Origin of the sequence: Mucilaginibacter inviolabilis, assembly GCF_011089895.1 — a bacterium.
GTDB lineage: Bacteria > Bacteroidota > Bacteroidia > Sphingobacteriales > Sphingobacteriaceae > Mucilaginibacter > Mucilaginibacter inviolabilis.
The window spans coordinates 65382-81455 of sequence record NZ_JAANAT010000006.1 but is presented as its reverse complement, the minus strand read 5'-3'; the positions used below and the strand labels follow the sequence as shown (position 1 = coordinate 81455).

Annotated in this window: 18 protein-coding genes; 14 read left to right on the top strand and 4 right to left on the bottom strand. The window is 40.6% G+C overall.

What is annotated here, in order from left to right; translation table 11 throughout:
* Positions 1-168: 168 nt before the first annotated feature.
* The 4 genes from G7092_RS29280 to fabG all read right to left on the bottom strand — a co-directional run bounded on the left by G7092_RS29280 (position 169) and on the right by fabG (position 4379).
* Positions 169-2250 carry a vWA domain-containing protein gene (locus tag G7092_RS29280; protein ID WP_166095744.1) on the bottom strand — a complete coding sequence of 694 codons (2082 nt, stop codon included), beginning with the start codon at positions 2248-2250 and terminating at the stop codon, positions 169-171.
* An 86-nt stretch (positions 2251-2336) separates the two neighbouring features.
* Positions 2337-2783: an energy transducer TonB gene (locus G7092_RS29275; protein WP_166095741.1), complete on the bottom strand. Its 447-nt coding sequence runs from the start codon at positions 2781-2783 to the stop codon at positions 2337-2339.
* Between the two features lie 17 nt (positions 2784-2800).
* Complete coding sequence (locus tag G7092_RS29270) at positions 2801-3388, bottom strand: hypothetical protein (RefSeq protein WP_166095739.1); 588 nt, start codon at positions 3386-3388, stop codon at positions 2801-2803.
* A 247-nt stretch (positions 3389-3635) separates the two neighbouring features.
* Positions 3636-4379 (bottom strand): 3-oxoacyl-[acyl-carrier-protein] reductase, encoded by a 744-nt coding sequence (fabG, locus tag G7092_RS29265; RefSeq protein ID WP_166095737.1) that lies wholly within the window; start codon positions 4377-4379, stop codon positions 3636-3638.
* Between the two features lie 216 nt (positions 4380-4595).
* On the opposite strand from fabG, the gene purH reads away from it, so the two are divergent.
* From purH to G7092_RS29195, 14 genes are all read left to right on the top strand, one after another.
* Positions 4596-6122 (top strand): bifunctional phosphoribosylaminoimidazolecarboxamide formyltransferase/IMP cyclohydrolase, encoded by a 1527-nt coding sequence (purH, locus tag G7092_RS29260; RefSeq protein WP_166095734.1) that lies wholly within the window; start codon positions 4596-4598, stop codon positions 6120-6122.
* 213 nt (positions 6123-6335) lie between these two features.
* Positions 6336-7358, top strand: coding sequence for a rod shape-determining protein (locus tag G7092_RS29255; protein WP_076378059.1), 1023 nt, complete (start codon positions 6336-6338; stop codon positions 7356-7358).
* A 116-nt stretch (positions 7359-7474) separates the two neighbouring features.
* Entirely contained in the window at positions 7475-8308 is an 834-nt protein-coding gene (mreC, locus tag G7092_RS29250; protein ID WP_166095731.1) for a rod shape-determining protein MreC, read from the top strand.
* Positions 8301-8819: a rod shape-determining protein MreD gene (locus tag G7092_RS29245; protein ID WP_166095728.1), complete on the top strand. Its 519-nt coding sequence runs from the start codon at positions 8301-8303 to the stop codon at positions 8817-8819. The genes mreC and G7092_RS29245 overlap by 8 nt, the downstream gene beginning before the upstream one ends.
* The gene (gene mrdA, locus G7092_RS29240) at positions 8816-10828 is read left to right on the top strand and encodes a penicillin-binding protein 2 (RefSeq protein ID WP_166095726.1); all 2013 of its coding nucleotides are present in this window, start codon (positions 8816-8818) and stop codon (positions 10826-10828) included. Before G7092_RS29245 ends, mrdA begins: the two co-directional genes overlap by 4 nt.
* A gap of 1 nt (position 10829) precedes the next feature.
* On the top strand, positions 10830-12098 hold the full coding sequence (rodA, locus tag G7092_RS29235) for a rod shape-determining protein RodA (RefSeq protein WP_166095724.1): 1269 nt from the start codon (positions 10830-10832) through the stop codon (positions 12096-12098).
* Positions 12099-12636: 538 nt separating this feature from the next.
* On the top strand, positions 12637-12840 hold the full coding sequence (locus G7092_RS29230) for a hypothetical protein (protein ID WP_166095722.1): 204 nt from the start codon (positions 12637-12639) through the stop codon (positions 12838-12840).
* 197 nt (positions 12841-13037) lie between these two features.
* On the top strand, positions 13038-13235 hold the full coding sequence (locus tag G7092_RS29225) for a hypothetical protein (RefSeq protein ID WP_166095720.1): 198 nt from the start codon (positions 13038-13040) through the stop codon (positions 13233-13235).
* Positions 13236-13383: 148 nt separating this feature from the next.
* Positions 13384-13590 (top strand): hypothetical protein, encoded by a 207-nt coding sequence (locus tag G7092_RS29220; RefSeq protein WP_166095606.1) that lies wholly within the window; start codon positions 13384-13386, stop codon positions 13588-13590.
* 84 nt (positions 13591-13674) lie between these two features.
* Positions 13675-13890: a hypothetical protein gene (locus G7092_RS29215; protein WP_166095718.1), complete on the top strand. Its 216-nt coding sequence runs from the start codon at positions 13675-13677 to the stop codon at positions 13888-13890.
* Positions 13891-14021: 131 nt separating this feature from the next.
* The gene (locus G7092_RS29210; protein ID WP_166095715.1) at positions 14022-14231 is read left to right on the top strand and encodes a hypothetical protein; all 210 of its coding nucleotides are present in this window, start codon (positions 14022-14024) and stop codon (positions 14229-14231) included.
* A 113-nt stretch (positions 14232-14344) separates the two neighbouring features.
* Positions 14345-14527 carry a hypothetical protein gene (locus G7092_RS29205; RefSeq protein ID WP_166095713.1) on the top strand — a complete coding sequence of 61 codons (183 nt, stop codon included), beginning with the start codon at positions 14345-14347 and terminating at the stop codon, positions 14525-14527.
* A 145-nt stretch (positions 14528-14672) separates the two neighbouring features.
* Positions 14673-14834: a hypothetical protein gene (locus G7092_RS29200; protein WP_166095710.1), complete on the top strand. Its 162-nt coding sequence runs from the start codon at positions 14673-14675 to the stop codon at positions 14832-14834.
* A 66-nt stretch (positions 14835-14900) separates the two neighbouring features.
* Positions 14901-16067 (top strand): HlyD family secretion protein, encoded by a 1167-nt coding sequence (locus G7092_RS29195; protein ID WP_166095704.1) that lies wholly within the window; start codon positions 14901-14903, stop codon positions 16065-16067.
* Positions 16068-16074 lie beyond the last annotated feature (7 nt).

Genomic DNA, 16074 nt, shown 5'->3' with positions numbered 1-16074 from the left:
GAAAAATCTTCTACATAATGCAAAGCTTCTACTTTAAGTTGTAGAAGATTTCTCCTCGTACCTCGTTCGAAATGACAGGCTGTTATCAGTATTCGGTACGATTATAGCACTGATCACAAATTATCAAAAAGCTCTTATTTCTTGATTCTCACTTCTTGCCTCTCCACCCTAAACCTCGCCCTCGCGTTTGCGTAAAAACCATTCGCCAGATAGTAGCAGAAGTATCAACACAAATATCCATTTTACGTCGATGATGTCGCTGTAGTGTTTGTCTTCATAAACAACGGTTTTGATATTGTCGTTTTTGCGGATGAGATCGGCCAGTTGGCTGAGTTGGTTGGGGTAGAGCATCTGGCCGCCGCTTTGTTTGGCTATGGTGTTTAGCAGTTGATGATTGGCGGCGCTTTGGCGGGTTTCCAGGTTAAGTGGTTTTACGGTTAATTGTCCACTGGCGGTGAAACGCTGAGCTCCGTTTTGCGTTCCTGCGTTGTAGCTGTATTCACCCACAGGCAATGTACCGGCATCCAGCTGGTAGCTTTGGCCGCTGCGGCTAAACAGGAAACTATAATTTTTCCCGGTTTGGTTTTTTAGCTCGATCCGGACATCGGGCGTATTGATCAATTCCAGGGCATCATTATATAGTTCAGCATTCAGAATTACATTTTCGCCTTCATCAAAAACATTATGGGCCGGATATACCCGAAAACGCTGGCGATTAGCATTGGCGGTTAGGTATTGCACGGTTTGGCTCAGCAGCTCGTCGGTAGCGTTACGGTTGCCATAATTTTGGTATTCGGTCAGCTGCCAGCGCCAAAGACCTTCGCCGGTGAGTATGGCGGTACGGCGTCCGGCATCATCGGCAAAAGCCAGCAGAGGATAAGTGGTAACTACCGCACCAATTTTTTGTTTCAAGAGCACGGCAGTATTGGCGGCCGAGCCATAGCTGCCAAAAGGGGCCAGCAAGGGCGGCATAACCGCTATTTTTTTACGGGCTGAGTCGGATAGGGTAAAGGCCGAAAAACCGGCTTCGGGAAGGGCAAGTACCTCTTGTGACTCCGAACGACCGGCGCTGATCTTGATACTATTTTGCTCGGCATTAAAGGCCTGCAGATCTGTTTGTGAACCCAGCATGTACCAAACCGGGGTCTTGCTTTTAGTTATAAAGCTTTTTAATGGGGCGTATGCTGCAGCCTGGGCTTGATAAAGAATGATTAGGCTGTAATCGGCCAGTTTAATGCTGGCAATATCACTGAGTAGTACTGTTTTTACCTCGAAATTTTTATTGGTTTCAATAGCCTGTTTGATCACGGTAATATCAGGATGCGGACTGCCATATACCAACAGTACCTTTTGCCGGGCATCCAGTACATCCACATAGATAGTTTCGGTATTGTTTTGAGTCGACAATTCGTTTTTAACCGGTGTAATGTTAATGTTGAATTTTCGCAGCCCCTTTTTATCGGCAGTAAGTTTGATGGGGATGGTCTTTTTAAAATCGGCAGAAATAATCGGGATGGTTTGGGCGAATACAGGTTTGCCATCTTCAGTAACGGTGATGTGCATATTTTCGCCTTTGCTTTGATAGGCGGTGGCCAAAACTTCTATTTCAAAATCGTTACCCAAAAAGGCGGTCTTGTTGTAATTGACGTTGCCTATAAACAGATCGCGTTTGGCAACAGTGTCGCCCAGGGCAATGGTATAAATACTGGTTTTGATATTTTTGGCTTCGTACTGCGGATCGTTACCCTGGTTGTACAGGCCATCGGTAGCTAAAATCAGTGCGCCGATGTTTTGGTTTACAAAGCGGTTGTTAAGTTGCTGCAAAGCCCCTGCAATATCGGTTTGCTTGCCGTTGAATTTATCGGAAAGACCATTGGTCAGCTCTTTACTGAAATTAAATTCCTGTACATCATACTGATCGCCCAGTTGCTGTTTGAGTTTGGCCAGATCGCTTATAAATTGAGCAGAATTGAAACCGGCGGGTTTAAAGGTATTGATGGAGGATGAATTATCCTGCGCGATGAGCACTAAAGGTTTCTGCGGATCATATTTAATGGTTTTTACCAGCGGCGAAACCAGCAGCATAGCGATAACAAACACCACCAGCGCCCGAAGGACAGCTAACCACAACCTGAAATTTTTGCCCAGGTTAACGGGTTGCCGGTATAATAACCAGGCATATAATACCCCCAGTATTAAACAAACAGGCACCCACCATCCGGAAACAGACCCCCAGGTTATTGAAAACATTTTATTTTACGTTGTAGGTATAACGTAATATGTATTACGTTCAGCTGCAAAATGCGAAATTATTGTGAATTGCGGGGAATAAGTTTTTATTCACTTGACCCAAAATGCACTGGGATGGAGTATAAGCAAGCAACTGGTTGATCACCGCACTTGCCTGGCTTCCATTTAACCTTGCTAACAATATTTAATACCTGTTTACCAAAAAATTGCTTATCTCCCGATGAATCTCTTAAAACTCTTGTACCATCTATTGAGCCGTCAGGTTCTACTACGAAAGTAACGATGGTACTACCGGCATAATGATTTTCTCCGGGCGGAAATCTAAGATTTTTTCCAATTACCCCATTCAAGGAAACTATTCCTCCTTCAGGTTCTGGCACTTCGTCAACCTTTGTGTAAACAAATTTATGCAGTAGCGTATCTTGTTTACCTTCACATTTATTTTCGTTGTTTTGGGCGAAAGCATCAGAAAAAACAAGACATAACAAGCAAATTGCAGCTATTGTGGTAAGGAAAGTTTTCTTATATGTCATATGTCTGAACGCTTAATCTATTTTGTTTCCAGTAGGGTGCCAATCTTAATTCCCTGAGCTAAAAAATAGCCTTTTAAAATATCATACTTCTGCTCGCAATATTCAATAGCTTTTATATTTTTTGAGCTGAGCCGATTATGTTGACACTGAAAACAATATTCAATATATTGAGCTACCCGCCCGTTGTTATCCATAAACAGTACTGCGTTCCTGGGATTATAGCACTTGGCTCCAGGATCTGCTATTTCTAAAGGTCCGTTATGTGATGTATAGCCTACATTAAATAATATGTCTGTTAATGAATCGATCCCCGTTCTTGACAGAATTTTGCGCTCTCTTACTTTACCTGAAATTAAGACATGATTTTTAACCGGTAAATAGTTGATATCGGCTTTAGGATCATTAAAAGATATCAGCATAACGCTTTTCGCTGTGTTAAACGGAAAACGGGCCCGCCTCTGTGCAGCATTATATTTATGATGATTAAGGCATTGATAATTTCTTTCAGCAATTTCTTCTTCCTCCTTTGTAGGTGGCCCGGGTAACCTTTTTTGCCCAAAAGCAATAATTGGCATTAAAAAAATTAAGAGGATGAGCTTGTTCATAGTTTAGGTAATGGTTTATGGTCTAAGTTATCAAATTTTAGACACACTATTGACCATGAATTAGCAAAACTAAACAAGGCCAGCGTTAACTGGCCTTGTTTAAAATAGGTTTGTCATGCTGAACTTGTTTCGGCATCCCACATGCAAAGTTTCGCATGATGCTTAACCGTCCTGAGAGATCCTGAAACAAGTTCAGGATGACCTGGGTGTTTTTTTGACTTTTTAACTTTTGAATTTTGACTTTCCATTAAAGCATTCCACCATCAACCGGGATTACCTGGCCTGTGATGTAGGTTGCCATGTCTGATGCCAGGAAAACGCAGGCGTTGGCCACATCTTCGGGCTGACCGGCACGTTTCAATGGGATATCAGCTTCCCAGCCTTCCACTACTTTAGGGTCGAGTACGTCGGTCATTTCGGTTTTGATAAAGCCTGGTGCCACTACGTTGGTACGGATGTTACGTGAGCCCAGCTCTTTAGCTACTGATTTGGAGAAACCAATGATGCCCGCTTTGGATGCAGCATAATTAGCCTGACCAGCATTACCTTGTACACCTACTACCGAGCTCATGTTGATGAACACGCCATTACGGTTTTTCATCATGATCTTGGAGGCGGCTTTGGTAACGTTAAATATCGATTTAAGGTTTACGTCAAGTACCTCGTCCCAGTTCTCTTCGGTCATGCGCATCAGCAAACCATCTTTGGTAATACCAGCGTTGTTAACCACTATATGCAGGGTGCCAAAATCGGCAACAATATCATTGATCAGTTTTTCGGCTTCGTCAAATTTAGAAGCGTCGGAACGGTAGCCTTTTACCTTGGTGCCAAAGCTTTGCAGTTCCTGCTCAAGGGCCTGGCCTTTTTCAACCGACGATAAATAGGTGAATGCCACGTTGGCGCCATGCTCGGCAAACTTCTCGGCTATTTTACGCCCTATACCTTTTGACGCGCCGGTAATAAGCGCTATTTTTCCTTCTAATAATTTCATAAATTGAATATATGATTTCGGGCGGTGAAGTTAGTGGTTTTTTATTTTGGTTCATAGTTAGTAGTTGATGGTTCATAGAGGTAATTTAAACCAGTTGAATAATAACATCTTTGGCTATGATCTATGAACCATTAACTATGAACTGTTTTTCCTACAGAAAAACTTAATCAATTAACTAAATATCACTACCTTTGCGGCTCAAAAAATTACGTGTGCATGAGCCAGTCTGTTCAAATAAAAAACGCTTTAATTTCTGTTTACTACAAAGATAATTTAGAGCCCATTATCCTGGAGTTAAACCGCCTTGGTGTCGAGATCTATTCCACCGGTGGTACCGAAACTTTTATCCGTAACCTGGGTGTTAATGTAGTACCTGTAGAGGACCTTACATCATATCCATCTATCTTAGGCGGACGTGTTAAAACCCTGCATCCCAAAGTGTTTGGCGGCATCCTGGCCCGCAGAAGTTTTGACGGCGACGAACAGCAACTGGCCCAATACGAAATACCAGAGATCGACCTGGTGATTGTTGATCTTTATCCTTTTGAAGAAACTGTAAAATCTGGCGCAGCCGAAGAAGATGTGATCGAGAAGATCGATATCGGTGGTATTTCCCTGATCCGCGCAGCAGCAAAAAACTTTAAAGATGTAGTGATCGTAGCTTCCAAAAATGACTACGGTACACTGGAAGAAATCCTGAAAACACAAGGCGGCGCAACAACACGTGATCAACGCCGTTCATTTGCACAAAAAGCATTCAATATATCGTCACATTACGATAGTGCCATCTTCCAGTATTTTAACCAGGAAGAATCGCTGCCGGTATTTAAACAAAGCATACAAAGCAGCCAGGTTTTACGTTACGGCGAAAACCCTCATCAAGGGGGGGTGTTTTATGGCGATCTGGATGCCATGTTTACCAAATTGCATGGCAAAGAGCTATCCTACAACAACCTGGTTGATGTGGATGCTGCAGTTGCTCTTATTGATGAATTTACCGAGCCAACCGTAGCTATTTTAAAGCACACCAATGCCTGTGGTATCGCTTCCCGCTCTTCTATAAAAGAAGCCTGGATTGATGCGCTGGCTTGTGATCCGGTTTCGGCTTTTGGTGGTGTGATCATTGCTAATGATGAGATCGACGCGGATACTGCTACCGAGATCAGCAACATCTTCTACGAAGTACTGATAGCACCAGCTTATACTGATGAGGCTGTAAAAATATTACAAAGCAAAAAGAACCGGATCATTTTGGTTCGTCAGCCAGTGGCCCTGCCAACCAAGCAGTTCAAAACTTTGTTGAACGGCGTTATTGAACAGGATAAGGACGCGGTTATTGAAGGTCCGGCTCAGATGACCCCGGTTACCAACAGAAAACCAACCGAGCATGAACTGCATGATTTGTTCTTCGCAAACAAGGTGGTAAAACATACCAAATCAAATACTATCGTTTTTGCCAAAAACGGTCAGTTAATGGCGAGCGGTGTTGGTCAAACCTCCAGGGTTGATTCATTGAAACAGGCGGTTATCAAAGCCGAAAGTTTTGGGTTCGATCTGAAAGGCGCGGTAATGGCATCCGATGCGTTTTTCCCGTTCCCGGATTGTGCCGAGCTGGCTGCCGAAGCAGGTATAACAGCTATATTACAACCAGGCGGATCAATAAATGACAAGCTTTCTGTTGAAATGTGTAACGAAAAAAACATTTCGATGGTGACTACTGGTGTTCGTCATTTTAAACACTAAAATTTTATTTAAGCGGGCTTATTGGGTAGGATGAAGTGTGAGGGATTGGAAATAGGAAGGGATTTGATGACCCCTAAAGCCCGATTAACATAATTTAACATAACCGACCTGTCCAAACAATAAATATGAAATTTATACGCTCTTAATTGCAACTATGTGATTTTTTTAAGCGTATTTTTATAAACTTTACAGATTATTTGAAAGAAGCAACAGATGGGTTTATTTAACTTTTTTACACAAGAAATAGCTATCGATTTGGGTACTGCAAATACCCTCATTATACATAACGACAAAGTTGTTGTTGACGAACCTTCTATCGTGGCGTTCGACAGGACAACCAATAAAGTGATTGCCATTGGCAGGCAGGCCATGCAAATGGAAGGTAAAACACATGATAACATCCGCACGGTACGCCCGCTGAAGGATGGTGTAATTGCCGACTTTAACGCCGCCGAACATATGATACGTGGCATGATCAAAATGATCAATCAGGGCAAGGGATGGTTTTTCCCTTCATTGCGTATGGTGATCTGTATTCCGTCGGGTATTACCGAGGTAGAGAAACGTGCCGTGCGTGACTCGGCCGAGATTGCCGGTGCTAAGGAAGTTTACCTGATTCATGAGCCGATGGCTGCCGCCGTAGGTATCGGTATTGACGTGGAAGAGCCTATGGGTAACATGATCATTGATATAGGTGGTGGTACTACCGAAATCGCGGTTATCGCCTTATCTGGTATCGTGTGTGATCAGTCTATCCGTGTAGCTGGTGATAACTTTGACTCCGACATTGTACAATATATCCGCCGTCAGCATAATATCATGATCGGTGACCGTACTGCCGAGAAGATCAAAATAGAAGTTGGTGCGGCACTACCAGAACTGGCCGATCCACCAAGTGATTTTGCTGTTCAGGGTCGCGATCTGATGACCGGTGTTCCAAAGCAGATTATGGTATCCTACACTGAAATCGCACACTGTCTGGATAAATCGATCTCCAAAATTGAAGAAGCGATATTAAAAGCGTTGGAAATTACCCCGCCCGAGCTATCAGCGGATATTTACCAAACCGGTATTTATTTAACAGGTGGGGGAGCCTTATTGCGTGGTTTAGATAAGCGTGTTGCCGCGAAAACAAAGCTTCCGGTTCATGTTGCCGAAGATCCGCTGCGCGCCGTAGTTCGCGGAACCGGAACCGCCCTTAAAAACATAGGAAATTTTAAATTTTTAATGCAATAGTCTATAATTAGTGGGTTAGTGAATTAGTGAGTTAGTGAATGAAAAAGTATAAAGCCTCATCATTCAAATAAACACTCAGTAATTCAGTAATTCACTAATTCAATAATTATAAAACGATGCGTAACCTCTTGATTTTTATCACTAAGTATAACGCGTTTTTTCTGTTCCTGATTTTTGAGATAAGCTCCTTGCTTATTTATATCAAGTATAACTCCTTTCAAAAAGCTACCTTCATCAATTCAACCAATAAGGTTACAGGTACTTTATATAGTCAGGTTAGTGAGCTTAAAGGGTATTTGTCATTAAAAAATGTAAATGACAGCCTGGCACGTGAAAATGCCAATCTTCGTGGGCAGCTTAAATCGGCTTTTTATATTGATTCTGTTGATAAACGTAAAGTGGTTGATACCGTTTACAAGCAACAATACACTTACATTGTAGCCAGGGTAATCAATAACTCCACCAATAAGCGCAGTAACTATATTACCATAAACAGGGGTAGCAAAGAAGGGATAGCCAAAGATATGGGAGTAATTAGCAGCTCGGGGGTGGTAGGGATGGTAGTTGATGTGTCTGAGCATTTGGCTATCGTACAGTCGGTATTAAATAAAAACACCAAGTTTAGCGCCATGTTGGCCAATAACAAAGAAATTGGTTCATTTATATGGGGTACTGATCTTGATCCTAAAAAAGGTCTGTTGATAGATATACAGAACGATGCGCAGCCCAAATTAGGCGAACAGGTGGTTACTTCGGGCTACTCGCTTTTTCCAACGGGTATTCCATTTGGCAAAATAACAAACCTGCATGCCAAAGGCGGCGGATTACTGCTTAATGTGGATGTAACTCTTGCCGTTGACTTTAGCAAACTGGAGTATGTGTACGTGGTAAATAACAAATTTGCACCTGAGCAAACTGGATTGGAGGCCGGGCAAAAGAAAAATGAGTAGAACTATTTTAGTCAATACCATACGGTTCCTGGTACTGGTTTTTATGCAGGTCTTTTTGTTAAAAAATATCACTTTTTATAACCTGTCTACCCCGTATCTGTATATCTTGTTTATTTTGCTACTTCCGTTTGAGGTGCCAAATATATTACTGTTCGTACTGTCGTTTTTATTGGGATTAACCATTGATGCTTTTTACGATACACCCGGTTTGCACGCGGCCGCCTGTGTAGTACTAGCCCTGGTGCGTATCCTGTTTATCAGTATCACCGTACAAAAAGACGGGTTTGATAATGAACCCGAACCTACCTTAAGTATTATGGGATTCCGGTGGTTTTTTACCTATGCCCTGGTGCTTACCCTCTTTCATCATTTCTTTCTGTTGAATTTAGAGGTTTTTAGTTTTTCTGAAATACAATATACACTAAGTCGTGTTGTATTGAGTTCAATATTTACTGTATTTTTAATGCTTATTTCAGGATTACTATTTTTCAGAAGGAAAGAACGTAAATGAACAAGTTTTTTGAGCGTCGCTACGTTGTAACAGGCATTTTTTTGGTAATTATGATCACACTTTTGGGTAGGCTTTATTATATCCAGATAGTTGATGACCGTTATACCGTATATGCCAATAGTAACGTAAGGCGTGTACAGATCCAGTACCCATCACGTGGCCCTATACTTGACCGTAATGGTAAAATACTGGTTCAGAATGTACCCATTTATGACATCACGGTTAATCCCAAAGAGGTGAAACCTTTTGATACGCTGGAGTTTTGTAAATTAGTAGGTATTGATAAAGAAGGCTTTGACAAACGTTTGACCAAGGCTATTAAATATTCACCTAATAAAGAATCGATATTTGAAAAGCAGCTTCCTTTTGAACTGTATGCATCTTTTCAGGAAAGATTAACGGAGTTTCCGGGTTTTTATGTGCAGCCACGTACCGTCCGAACTTATCCAGATTCAACCGCCGCACAGTTTTTAGGTTTCATTGGTGAAGTGCAGGATCGTGATATTAAGCGCTCAAATGGCTATTATCGCCAGGGTGATTATATTGGTGTTACCGGTGTCGAGAAGTCCTATGAACTAACTTTGCGGGGACAACGGGGGGTAAAAATACAAATGGTTGATTCGCGCGGCGTACCAAAAGGTTCTTTTGCCAATGGCGCCTTTGATACTTTGGCCCATCCCGGCGAACGGCTTACTTCGTCATTGGATATCAACCTGCAAAAACTGGGTGAAAAGCTGATGAAAAATAAATTGGGTAGTATTGTAGCCATTGAACCATCAAGCGGTGAAATACTGTGCTATGTGAGCAGCCCTACGTATGATCCAAACCTGATGGTGGGTCGTGAGCGTGGTAACAATGCTGCTAAATTATACGATGATCCCTATAATCCGTTTTTTATCCGCCCTATACAGGCCTATTATCCGCCAGGATCGTCATTTAAGCCCTTAAGCGCACTTATTGCGATACAGGAGGGAGTAATTACGCCCGAAACTATATATTACTGCCCTGGATACTATGTAGCCGGAAACCGGAGAGTACCTTGTTTTCACCATGAAGTACATGGCGCGGTTAACCTGGCCAAGGCTGTAGCTGAGTCATGTAATGGCTATTTTGATATGGTTTTTGAGAAACTGATCAATCGTAATGGTGCTAAAAAAACCGACACATCATTTAATTACTGGAGAAATAATGTGGCCAAGTTTGGTTTAGGTTCAAGATTAGGTTTGGATATGCCAGGCGAGGGTAGAGGCAATCTGCCCAAAGCATCCTATTACGATAAAGTGTATCATAAGGGTGGCTGGCGTTCAAGTACAGTTATTTCATTAGGGATAGGGCAGGGCGAGTTATTAGCTACCCCTTTGCAATTAGCCAACATTGAGGCTACAATCGCAAACCGTGGTTTCTATTATAAGCCCCATTTGATAAAAGCTATTGGCGACAAACAAGTGATTAAGCATGAGTACACTTTGAGAAACTATGTAGGTGTCGACTCGCAATATTTTAAACCAGTTATAGATGGTATGGAAAGTGTTGTGGAGTATGGCACAGCAAGGGCGTCAAAAATACCTGGCATTATAATGTGTGGTAAAACCGGTACTGCTCAAAAAGCAGTAGGTATTGATAACTCTGTATTTGTTGCTTTTGCGCCACGTGAAAATCCTAAGATAGCCATAGCCGTGGTGGTTGAGGATGCGGGGCAGGGTGGTACCTGGGCGGCGCCTATCGCCAGTTTTATTGTGGAACAATATTTAAAGAAATCGATATCGCAACGACCGTCGGGCATTACGCCAGATTATTATATCAACAAAAACCTTTTACCCGATCTGAACACTTCTATGCAGAACAGGTTAAAAGAACGTAGAAGAGATAGTATCCGTGCCGTGCGGGCCGACTCGATCAGAAAGGTGAAAGCTGATTCGATAAAGAAGGCGGGCCAGCTCAAAACAGCCAGCAATAATAAAAAAGGTACCTTAATTGGTTTTTTAACGGGTAGGGGGACTGGTAAATAATATGAGTGTAAATAACCAGCGCAGCTTTTTTTTCAATGTAGATTGGCTAACCGTATTTTTATACCTGGCCCTGTGTACTATTGGCTGGTTTAATATTCATGCTGCTGTATTTGATGAAAAACACCCGAGCATTATCGATGCTTCAACCAATTACGGTAAGCAGTTTATCTATATCAACGTATCAATTGTAGTAGCCATTGTTATATTGTTGCTGGAGAGTCGGTTTTTAACTGCGCTGGCACCAGCGTTTTATGGCATAACGGTACTATTACTCATATTGGTATTGGTAGTGGGCCGAAACGTGGGTGGTAACCAGGCCTGGATAAATATGGGTGGTGGTTTTCGGCTGCAACCCTCGGAGTTTGCCAAGTTTTCAACGTGTTTACTGCTGGCCCGTTATCTGAGTTCGGTTAATATAAAGGTTACCGAACTGAAATCTTTTCTGATAGCTGCCGCTATTATCGGTTTCCCCATGTTGCTGATCATGTTGCAACCCGATACTGGCTCAACCCTGGTTTTCTGTTCTCTTGTTTTTGTGCTTTACCGGGAGGGCTTGTCCCCATATTTTTTGGTGATCAGCGGTTTACTTATTGTGCTCTTTGTGGTTTCGCTTTTGTACAATCCGCTGTATGTTATTCTGACACTGGTTATAATAACCGCTCTCATCATATTCTTATTCAGGAAACACCGCCAGCTTATTTTTACCATGCTTGTTGGATTGGCTATATCGGTTACCTTTATTTTTTCAGTAAAATTTATTTACTCCCACGTTTTAAAACCACACCAAACGGAGCGTATCAATATATTACTGGGCATCACTACCGATTTAAGAGGGAAGGGATACAATGTAAACCAGTCAAAAATAGCCATAGGCTCGGGTAAGTTATGGGGTAAGGGTTATTTGCATGGTACACAAACCAAATATTCCTTTGTGCCAGCACAAAGTACTGACTTTATTTTTTGTACTATAGGTGAGGAGTGGGGTTTTGCAGGGTCGGTTGTTGTTATAGGTCTTTACCTGTTTTTAATATTGCGGGTGATTTACTTGGCCGAGCGACAGCGATCGCCATTCTCTCGCATATATGGTTATGGGGTAGCATCGGTATTGTTTTTTCACGTGGTTATCAACATTGGCATGACCATTGGGATAGTGCCGGTAATTGGTATACCATTGCCATTTATAAGCTATGGAGGCTCCTCTTTGCTTAGCTTTACTATACTTCTTTTTATCCTTGTTAAGCTCGATTCTAACCGCATGGGGATCGTTTAATTTACAGGGGAATCTTAGGTTAACGCCTTGATTATGTATCATGTATGTTTTAACTTATTAAAACATTGTTACATTAATATTAATTTATTAAATAATAATATGGCTGATATTAGTTACAGAATGGTTAAATATTTCTGTATCTAATAATTAAATAATTAATCTGTTAATTAAATAATTGACTCAGTAACAATTGTCTTAATTATAGATTACTTTTCTTAAAAATTCCTTCTCAACCCCATAGTTTAGCATTTATCTATTAAATAGGCGCCTGAAATTGATGTCAGAACTGTTGTATAGTAAAATGAATGAATTGAATATGATTGCTTAAAAGCATGTTTTTAGTCTAAAAAGCCGTTTTTTATAGTGTTTTACCCCGTTTTTAGGCCTTTTTTTCTTTCCCAGGCAATGCCGGCAAACGAGCTCGTACTTAAGTATTTATTGTTATATATTATATTTGTTTTAAGCGTTTGGCCAAACGGAGGCGTATCCTGAAAAGCCTTTAACAGAGTAGGGGAACAAAACAATAAGTAACACTATTATGAAAAATTTAGAATTAAAAGAACTTGGTGTTCAAGAAATGAACACTACAGAAATGACTAATGTTAACGGTGGTGGTCCTTTAAGCGATCTGCTTGGTAACACTTTGGCTGTAGTTTTAGGAGCTGCTTACATTTTGGTAAATAACACAGTTCAGTTTGCTGGTTATACTGTAAATTCTCTTTTAAATTTCATTAAAAGCTAATTTATTTTATTTAACTATTTCCCAAAAACAACTTTGCAATCGGTGTTTACTGTAAAGAAAACAATCAATACAGTTTATTTCAACGATTGCAATTCTAATTAATTGGGCTGTGCCATTATGTATATAACGGTGGGCCAACCGGGCGAATCCTGAAAAGCCTTAACAGAGTAAGGGATTATTGAACAAAAAATACTATTATGAAAAATTTAGAATTGAAAGAACTTGGTGTTCAAGAAATGAATGCTACTGAAATGACTAATGTTAATGGTGGTTTATTAGGTATCAGCCTTGATCTTAGCGGTCTTTTAGCTCAAGTTAACAAAACACTGACTGAAGTTGTAGCTTTTGTTGGTGCTCAAGTAAGCATCCTTGGTGCTGCTCTTAAAGCATTATAATAAAAGCTTGTTAAATAGCCGTTGCCCTGATTGGGTTAACGGCTATTTACTTCCATCGCACCGAACAAATCCTATTCCTCAAATTCACATAAATGGCGTACCCCGAAAAGCCATTAACAGAGTAGGGAAATTTTTTAAAACTACCCTTATGAAAAATTTAGAGTTAAAAGAACTTGGTGTTCAGGAAATGAATGTTACCGAAATGGCCAATATAAATGGCGGCAGTGTAATTGGAGGTATCATCAATGCTATTCAGGCACTTGTAGACGGTCTTCAGAAAAATGTAAATCTTGATGGAATCATTCAGGACTTTAAAACCTTTTTTACTACTCTTAAAGGTTTGCTACACCCGTAAGCTAAGACTATCCCTGAAATTTATATAAATGGCGAACCCTGAAAAGCCTTAATAGAGTAAGGACAAATATTTAAGACTACAATTATGAAAAATATAGAATTAAAAGAACTGGGTGTTCAGGAATTGAATACTGCTGAAATGACTATAGTTAATGGTGGCGCTATTTTGGGTGGTGTTGCTGCTCTTGTAGATAACCTCGCTATTATTTTAGGTGGTACCCTTGGTCCCCTGCTTCCAGGGCTTTCAATTGTAATTGTGGGTCTTTTACATTCTGTGTCAGGTCTCCTTAGCGGAATTTAAGATCTTAACGAGGACTTGAGTTAATTAAAGCGATAAGATAGCTTTATAATGTGATATAACGGCTTTTGCCGATTAGGGCGTATCCTGAAAAGCCTCTAAATAGAGTAAGGGAAATGATTAAAAATTCAGTTATGAAAAATTTAAAGTTAAAAGAACTTGGTGTTCAGGAAATGAACACTGCTGAAATGACAAAAGTTAATGGTGGTGGTTTAGGTGATATCAACATTAACCTTAACCTTGAGCCTGTTTTGAAATTTTTAGCAGGGGTTTTAACTGATACCGGCACTCTCCTTACTAAAACATTAGGTTCGCTGTTCCAATTACTTCAGGGACAATTATAGAAAATAATAAATAGTCGTTGCTTTTAAGTTCTTGAAAGCGCGGCTATTTTGTTTTCAACAGAGCCAATTTAATTGGCCCGTTTTTGTATAGAAACAAGTAAACGTGCAGCGTTATGAAAAACTTAGAATTAAAAGAACTTGGTGTTCAGGAACTGGATGCTAAAGCAGCAATCAGTGTAAACGGTGGAGGATTAGATCTAAATCCTATCGGTCCAATAGTTAATGTACTTGCAACTGTTCTTTTAGCCGTTGGAAACATCTTAAATGCCGTTGTTAAATTGATTCAGGGTTTATAATTCTACAGAAAACAATGGCTGAAGCCACTGTCATTTACCCTTCATAGATCAGCCGCCGACACAGCTTATCTACGTTACGGTAATAGCAATACTGGCAACTTAACTTCGCTCAATTTCGTAAAAAATCAAATAAACACTCACAATTATGAAAAATTTAGAATTAAAAGAACTTGGTGTTCAGGAAATGGACGCCAATGAAATGATCAATGTTAATGGCGGTTACGGCTTAGGCGATTTGCTTGGCGCCGTTTTTACAGCTTTAGGCTCTATTTTAGACGCTGTTGTTAAATTGGTTCAAGGTTTATAAAAACATAGGATAGTCGTTATCATGAATTTTTCAGGGTAACGACTATTTTAATATGTTAACAAAAGCATGGCATTATCTACCTATTCTACAGAAACAATTGCTGAAACCTCTATCGTTTACCGTTCACAGATCAGCAGGCGAACCCAGCTTATCTACGTGGTTACCGTATTAGCGATATTAGTAACTTTTGCAGTGCTTCCATTTATTAAAACCCCTATCAGTGTAAAGGGTAACGGGCTTTTACAATCATCTATCGAAAAAGCCGAATTAACCATCCCGGTTAACGGACGGCTCACCAGACTTAAACTTACCGACAATCAAAAAATTACACGGGGCGATACCATTTTAGTGATAGATGCCTCTGTTCAGAAACAACAAGGCGCTTTGGCCGATAATCGAAAACGACAAATAGGGCAGTTTTTAGGAGATATCAACGAATTGCTGGCTGGTGTCAATAACGAAAGAACACGTACCCCTAATTTGCAAACCGGACAATATAATGCCTCATGGCAGCAATTTGCACAGGAGCTGCAAAATTCGGCTATTGCCAAAGAACAGGCGGCAAGTACATTTAACCGCTATAACGAATTGTATAAAAACAAAGTACTCACCGAGTCTGAGTACGAAAAGTATAAGTTTGAGTATGACCAGGCCAAATCTGCCTATTTAATGATATTGGCCAAATATAAAACCCAATGGCAAACAGAAGCCAATGGGTTCAGGAATGAACTACGTCAGCTAAACGGGCAGGAAGCTGAGATAAACGAACAAAAAAGACAATACATGCTGAGGGCTCCTATAAGCGGCTCAGTTCAAAATATAACAGGCGTGCAAAATGGTGCATATGTGTTTGCGAACCAAAAGATCGGCGAAATATCTCCAGACGCCAACCTAACCGCCTTTTGCTATATCAAGCCATCGGATATCGGATTGATTAAAAAAGGGCAGGAGGTGCGTTTCCAGGTAGATGCCTTTAATTATAATCAATGGGGCCTGGTAACCGGTAAAGTAGTTGATATTTCTGATGATATTATTATCGTAAACCAAAACCAACCTGTATTTAAAGTAAAATGCACCCTTGATAAAAATTACCTCACCTTAAAAAACGGTTATAAAGGATATCTGAAAAAGGGAATGAATTTTACAGCCCGTTTTAACGTAACCAAACGGAGTTTATATCAATTATTGTACGATAAGGTGGATGACTGGGTAAATCCTAATATTGGCAGCTAAACCAGAA

What these genes read in the sequence shown, in the direction of transcription:
- G7092_RS29280 (WP_166095744.1), bottom strand. Translation starts at nt 2,250, where the DNA reads ATGTTTTCAATAACCTGGGGGTCTGTTTCCGGATGGTGGGTGCCTGTT.
- G7092_RS29275 (WP_166095741.1), bottom strand. Translation starts at nt 2,783, where the DNA reads ATGACATATAAGAAAACTTTCCTTACCACAATAGCTGCAATTTGCTTG.
- G7092_RS29270 (WP_166095739.1), bottom strand. Translation starts at nt 3,388, where the DNA reads ATGAACAAGCTCATCCTCTTAATTTTTTTAATGCCAATTATTGCTTTT.
- fabG (WP_166095737.1), bottom strand. Translation starts at nt 4,379, where the DNA reads ATGAAATTATTAGAAGGAAAAATAGCGCTTATTACCGGCGCGTCAAAA.
- purH (WP_166095734.1), top strand. Translation starts at nt 4,596, where the DNA reads ATGAGCCAGTCTGTTCAAATAAAAAACGCTTTAATTTCTGTTTACTAC.
- G7092_RS29255 (WP_076378059.1), top strand. Translation starts at nt 6,336, where the DNA reads ATGGGTTTATTTAACTTTTTTACACAAGAAATAGCTATCGATTTGGGT.
- mreC (WP_166095731.1), top strand. Translation starts at nt 7,475, where the DNA reads ATGCGTAACCTCTTGATTTTTATCACTAAGTATAACGCGTTTTTTCTG.
- G7092_RS29245 (WP_166095728.1), top strand. Translation starts at nt 8,301, where the DNA reads ATGAGTAGAACTATTTTAGTCAATACCATACGGTTCCTGGTACTGGTT.
- mrdA (WP_166095726.1), top strand. Translation starts at nt 8,816, where the DNA reads ATGAACAAGTTTTTTGAGCGTCGCTACGTTGTAACAGGCATTTTTTTG.
- rodA (WP_166095724.1), top strand. Translation starts at nt 10,830, where the DNA reads ATGAGTGTAAATAACCAGCGCAGCTTTTTTTTCAATGTAGATTGGCTA.
- G7092_RS29230 (WP_166095722.1), top strand. Translation starts at nt 12,637, where the DNA reads ATGAAAAATTTAGAATTAAAAGAACTTGGTGTTCAAGAAATGAACACT.
- G7092_RS29225 (WP_166095720.1), top strand. Translation starts at nt 13,038, where the DNA reads ATGAAAAATTTAGAATTGAAAGAACTTGGTGTTCAAGAAATGAATGCT.
- G7092_RS29220 (WP_166095606.1), top strand. Translation starts at nt 13,384, where the DNA reads ATGAAAAATTTAGAGTTAAAAGAACTTGGTGTTCAGGAAATGAATGTT.
- G7092_RS29215 (WP_166095718.1), top strand. Translation starts at nt 13,675, where the DNA reads ATGAAAAATATAGAATTAAAAGAACTGGGTGTTCAGGAATTGAATACT.
- G7092_RS29210 (WP_166095715.1), top strand. Translation starts at nt 14,022, where the DNA reads ATGAAAAATTTAAAGTTAAAAGAACTTGGTGTTCAGGAAATGAACACT.
- G7092_RS29205 (WP_166095713.1), top strand. Translation starts at nt 14,345, where the DNA reads ATGAAAAACTTAGAATTAAAAGAACTTGGTGTTCAGGAACTGGATGCT.
- G7092_RS29200 (WP_166095710.1), top strand. Translation starts at nt 14,673, where the DNA reads ATGAAAAATTTAGAATTAAAAGAACTTGGTGTTCAGGAAATGGACGCC.
- G7092_RS29195 (WP_166095704.1), top strand. Translation starts at nt 14,901, where the DNA reads ATGGCATTATCTACCTATTCTACAGAAACAATTGCTGAAACCTCTATC.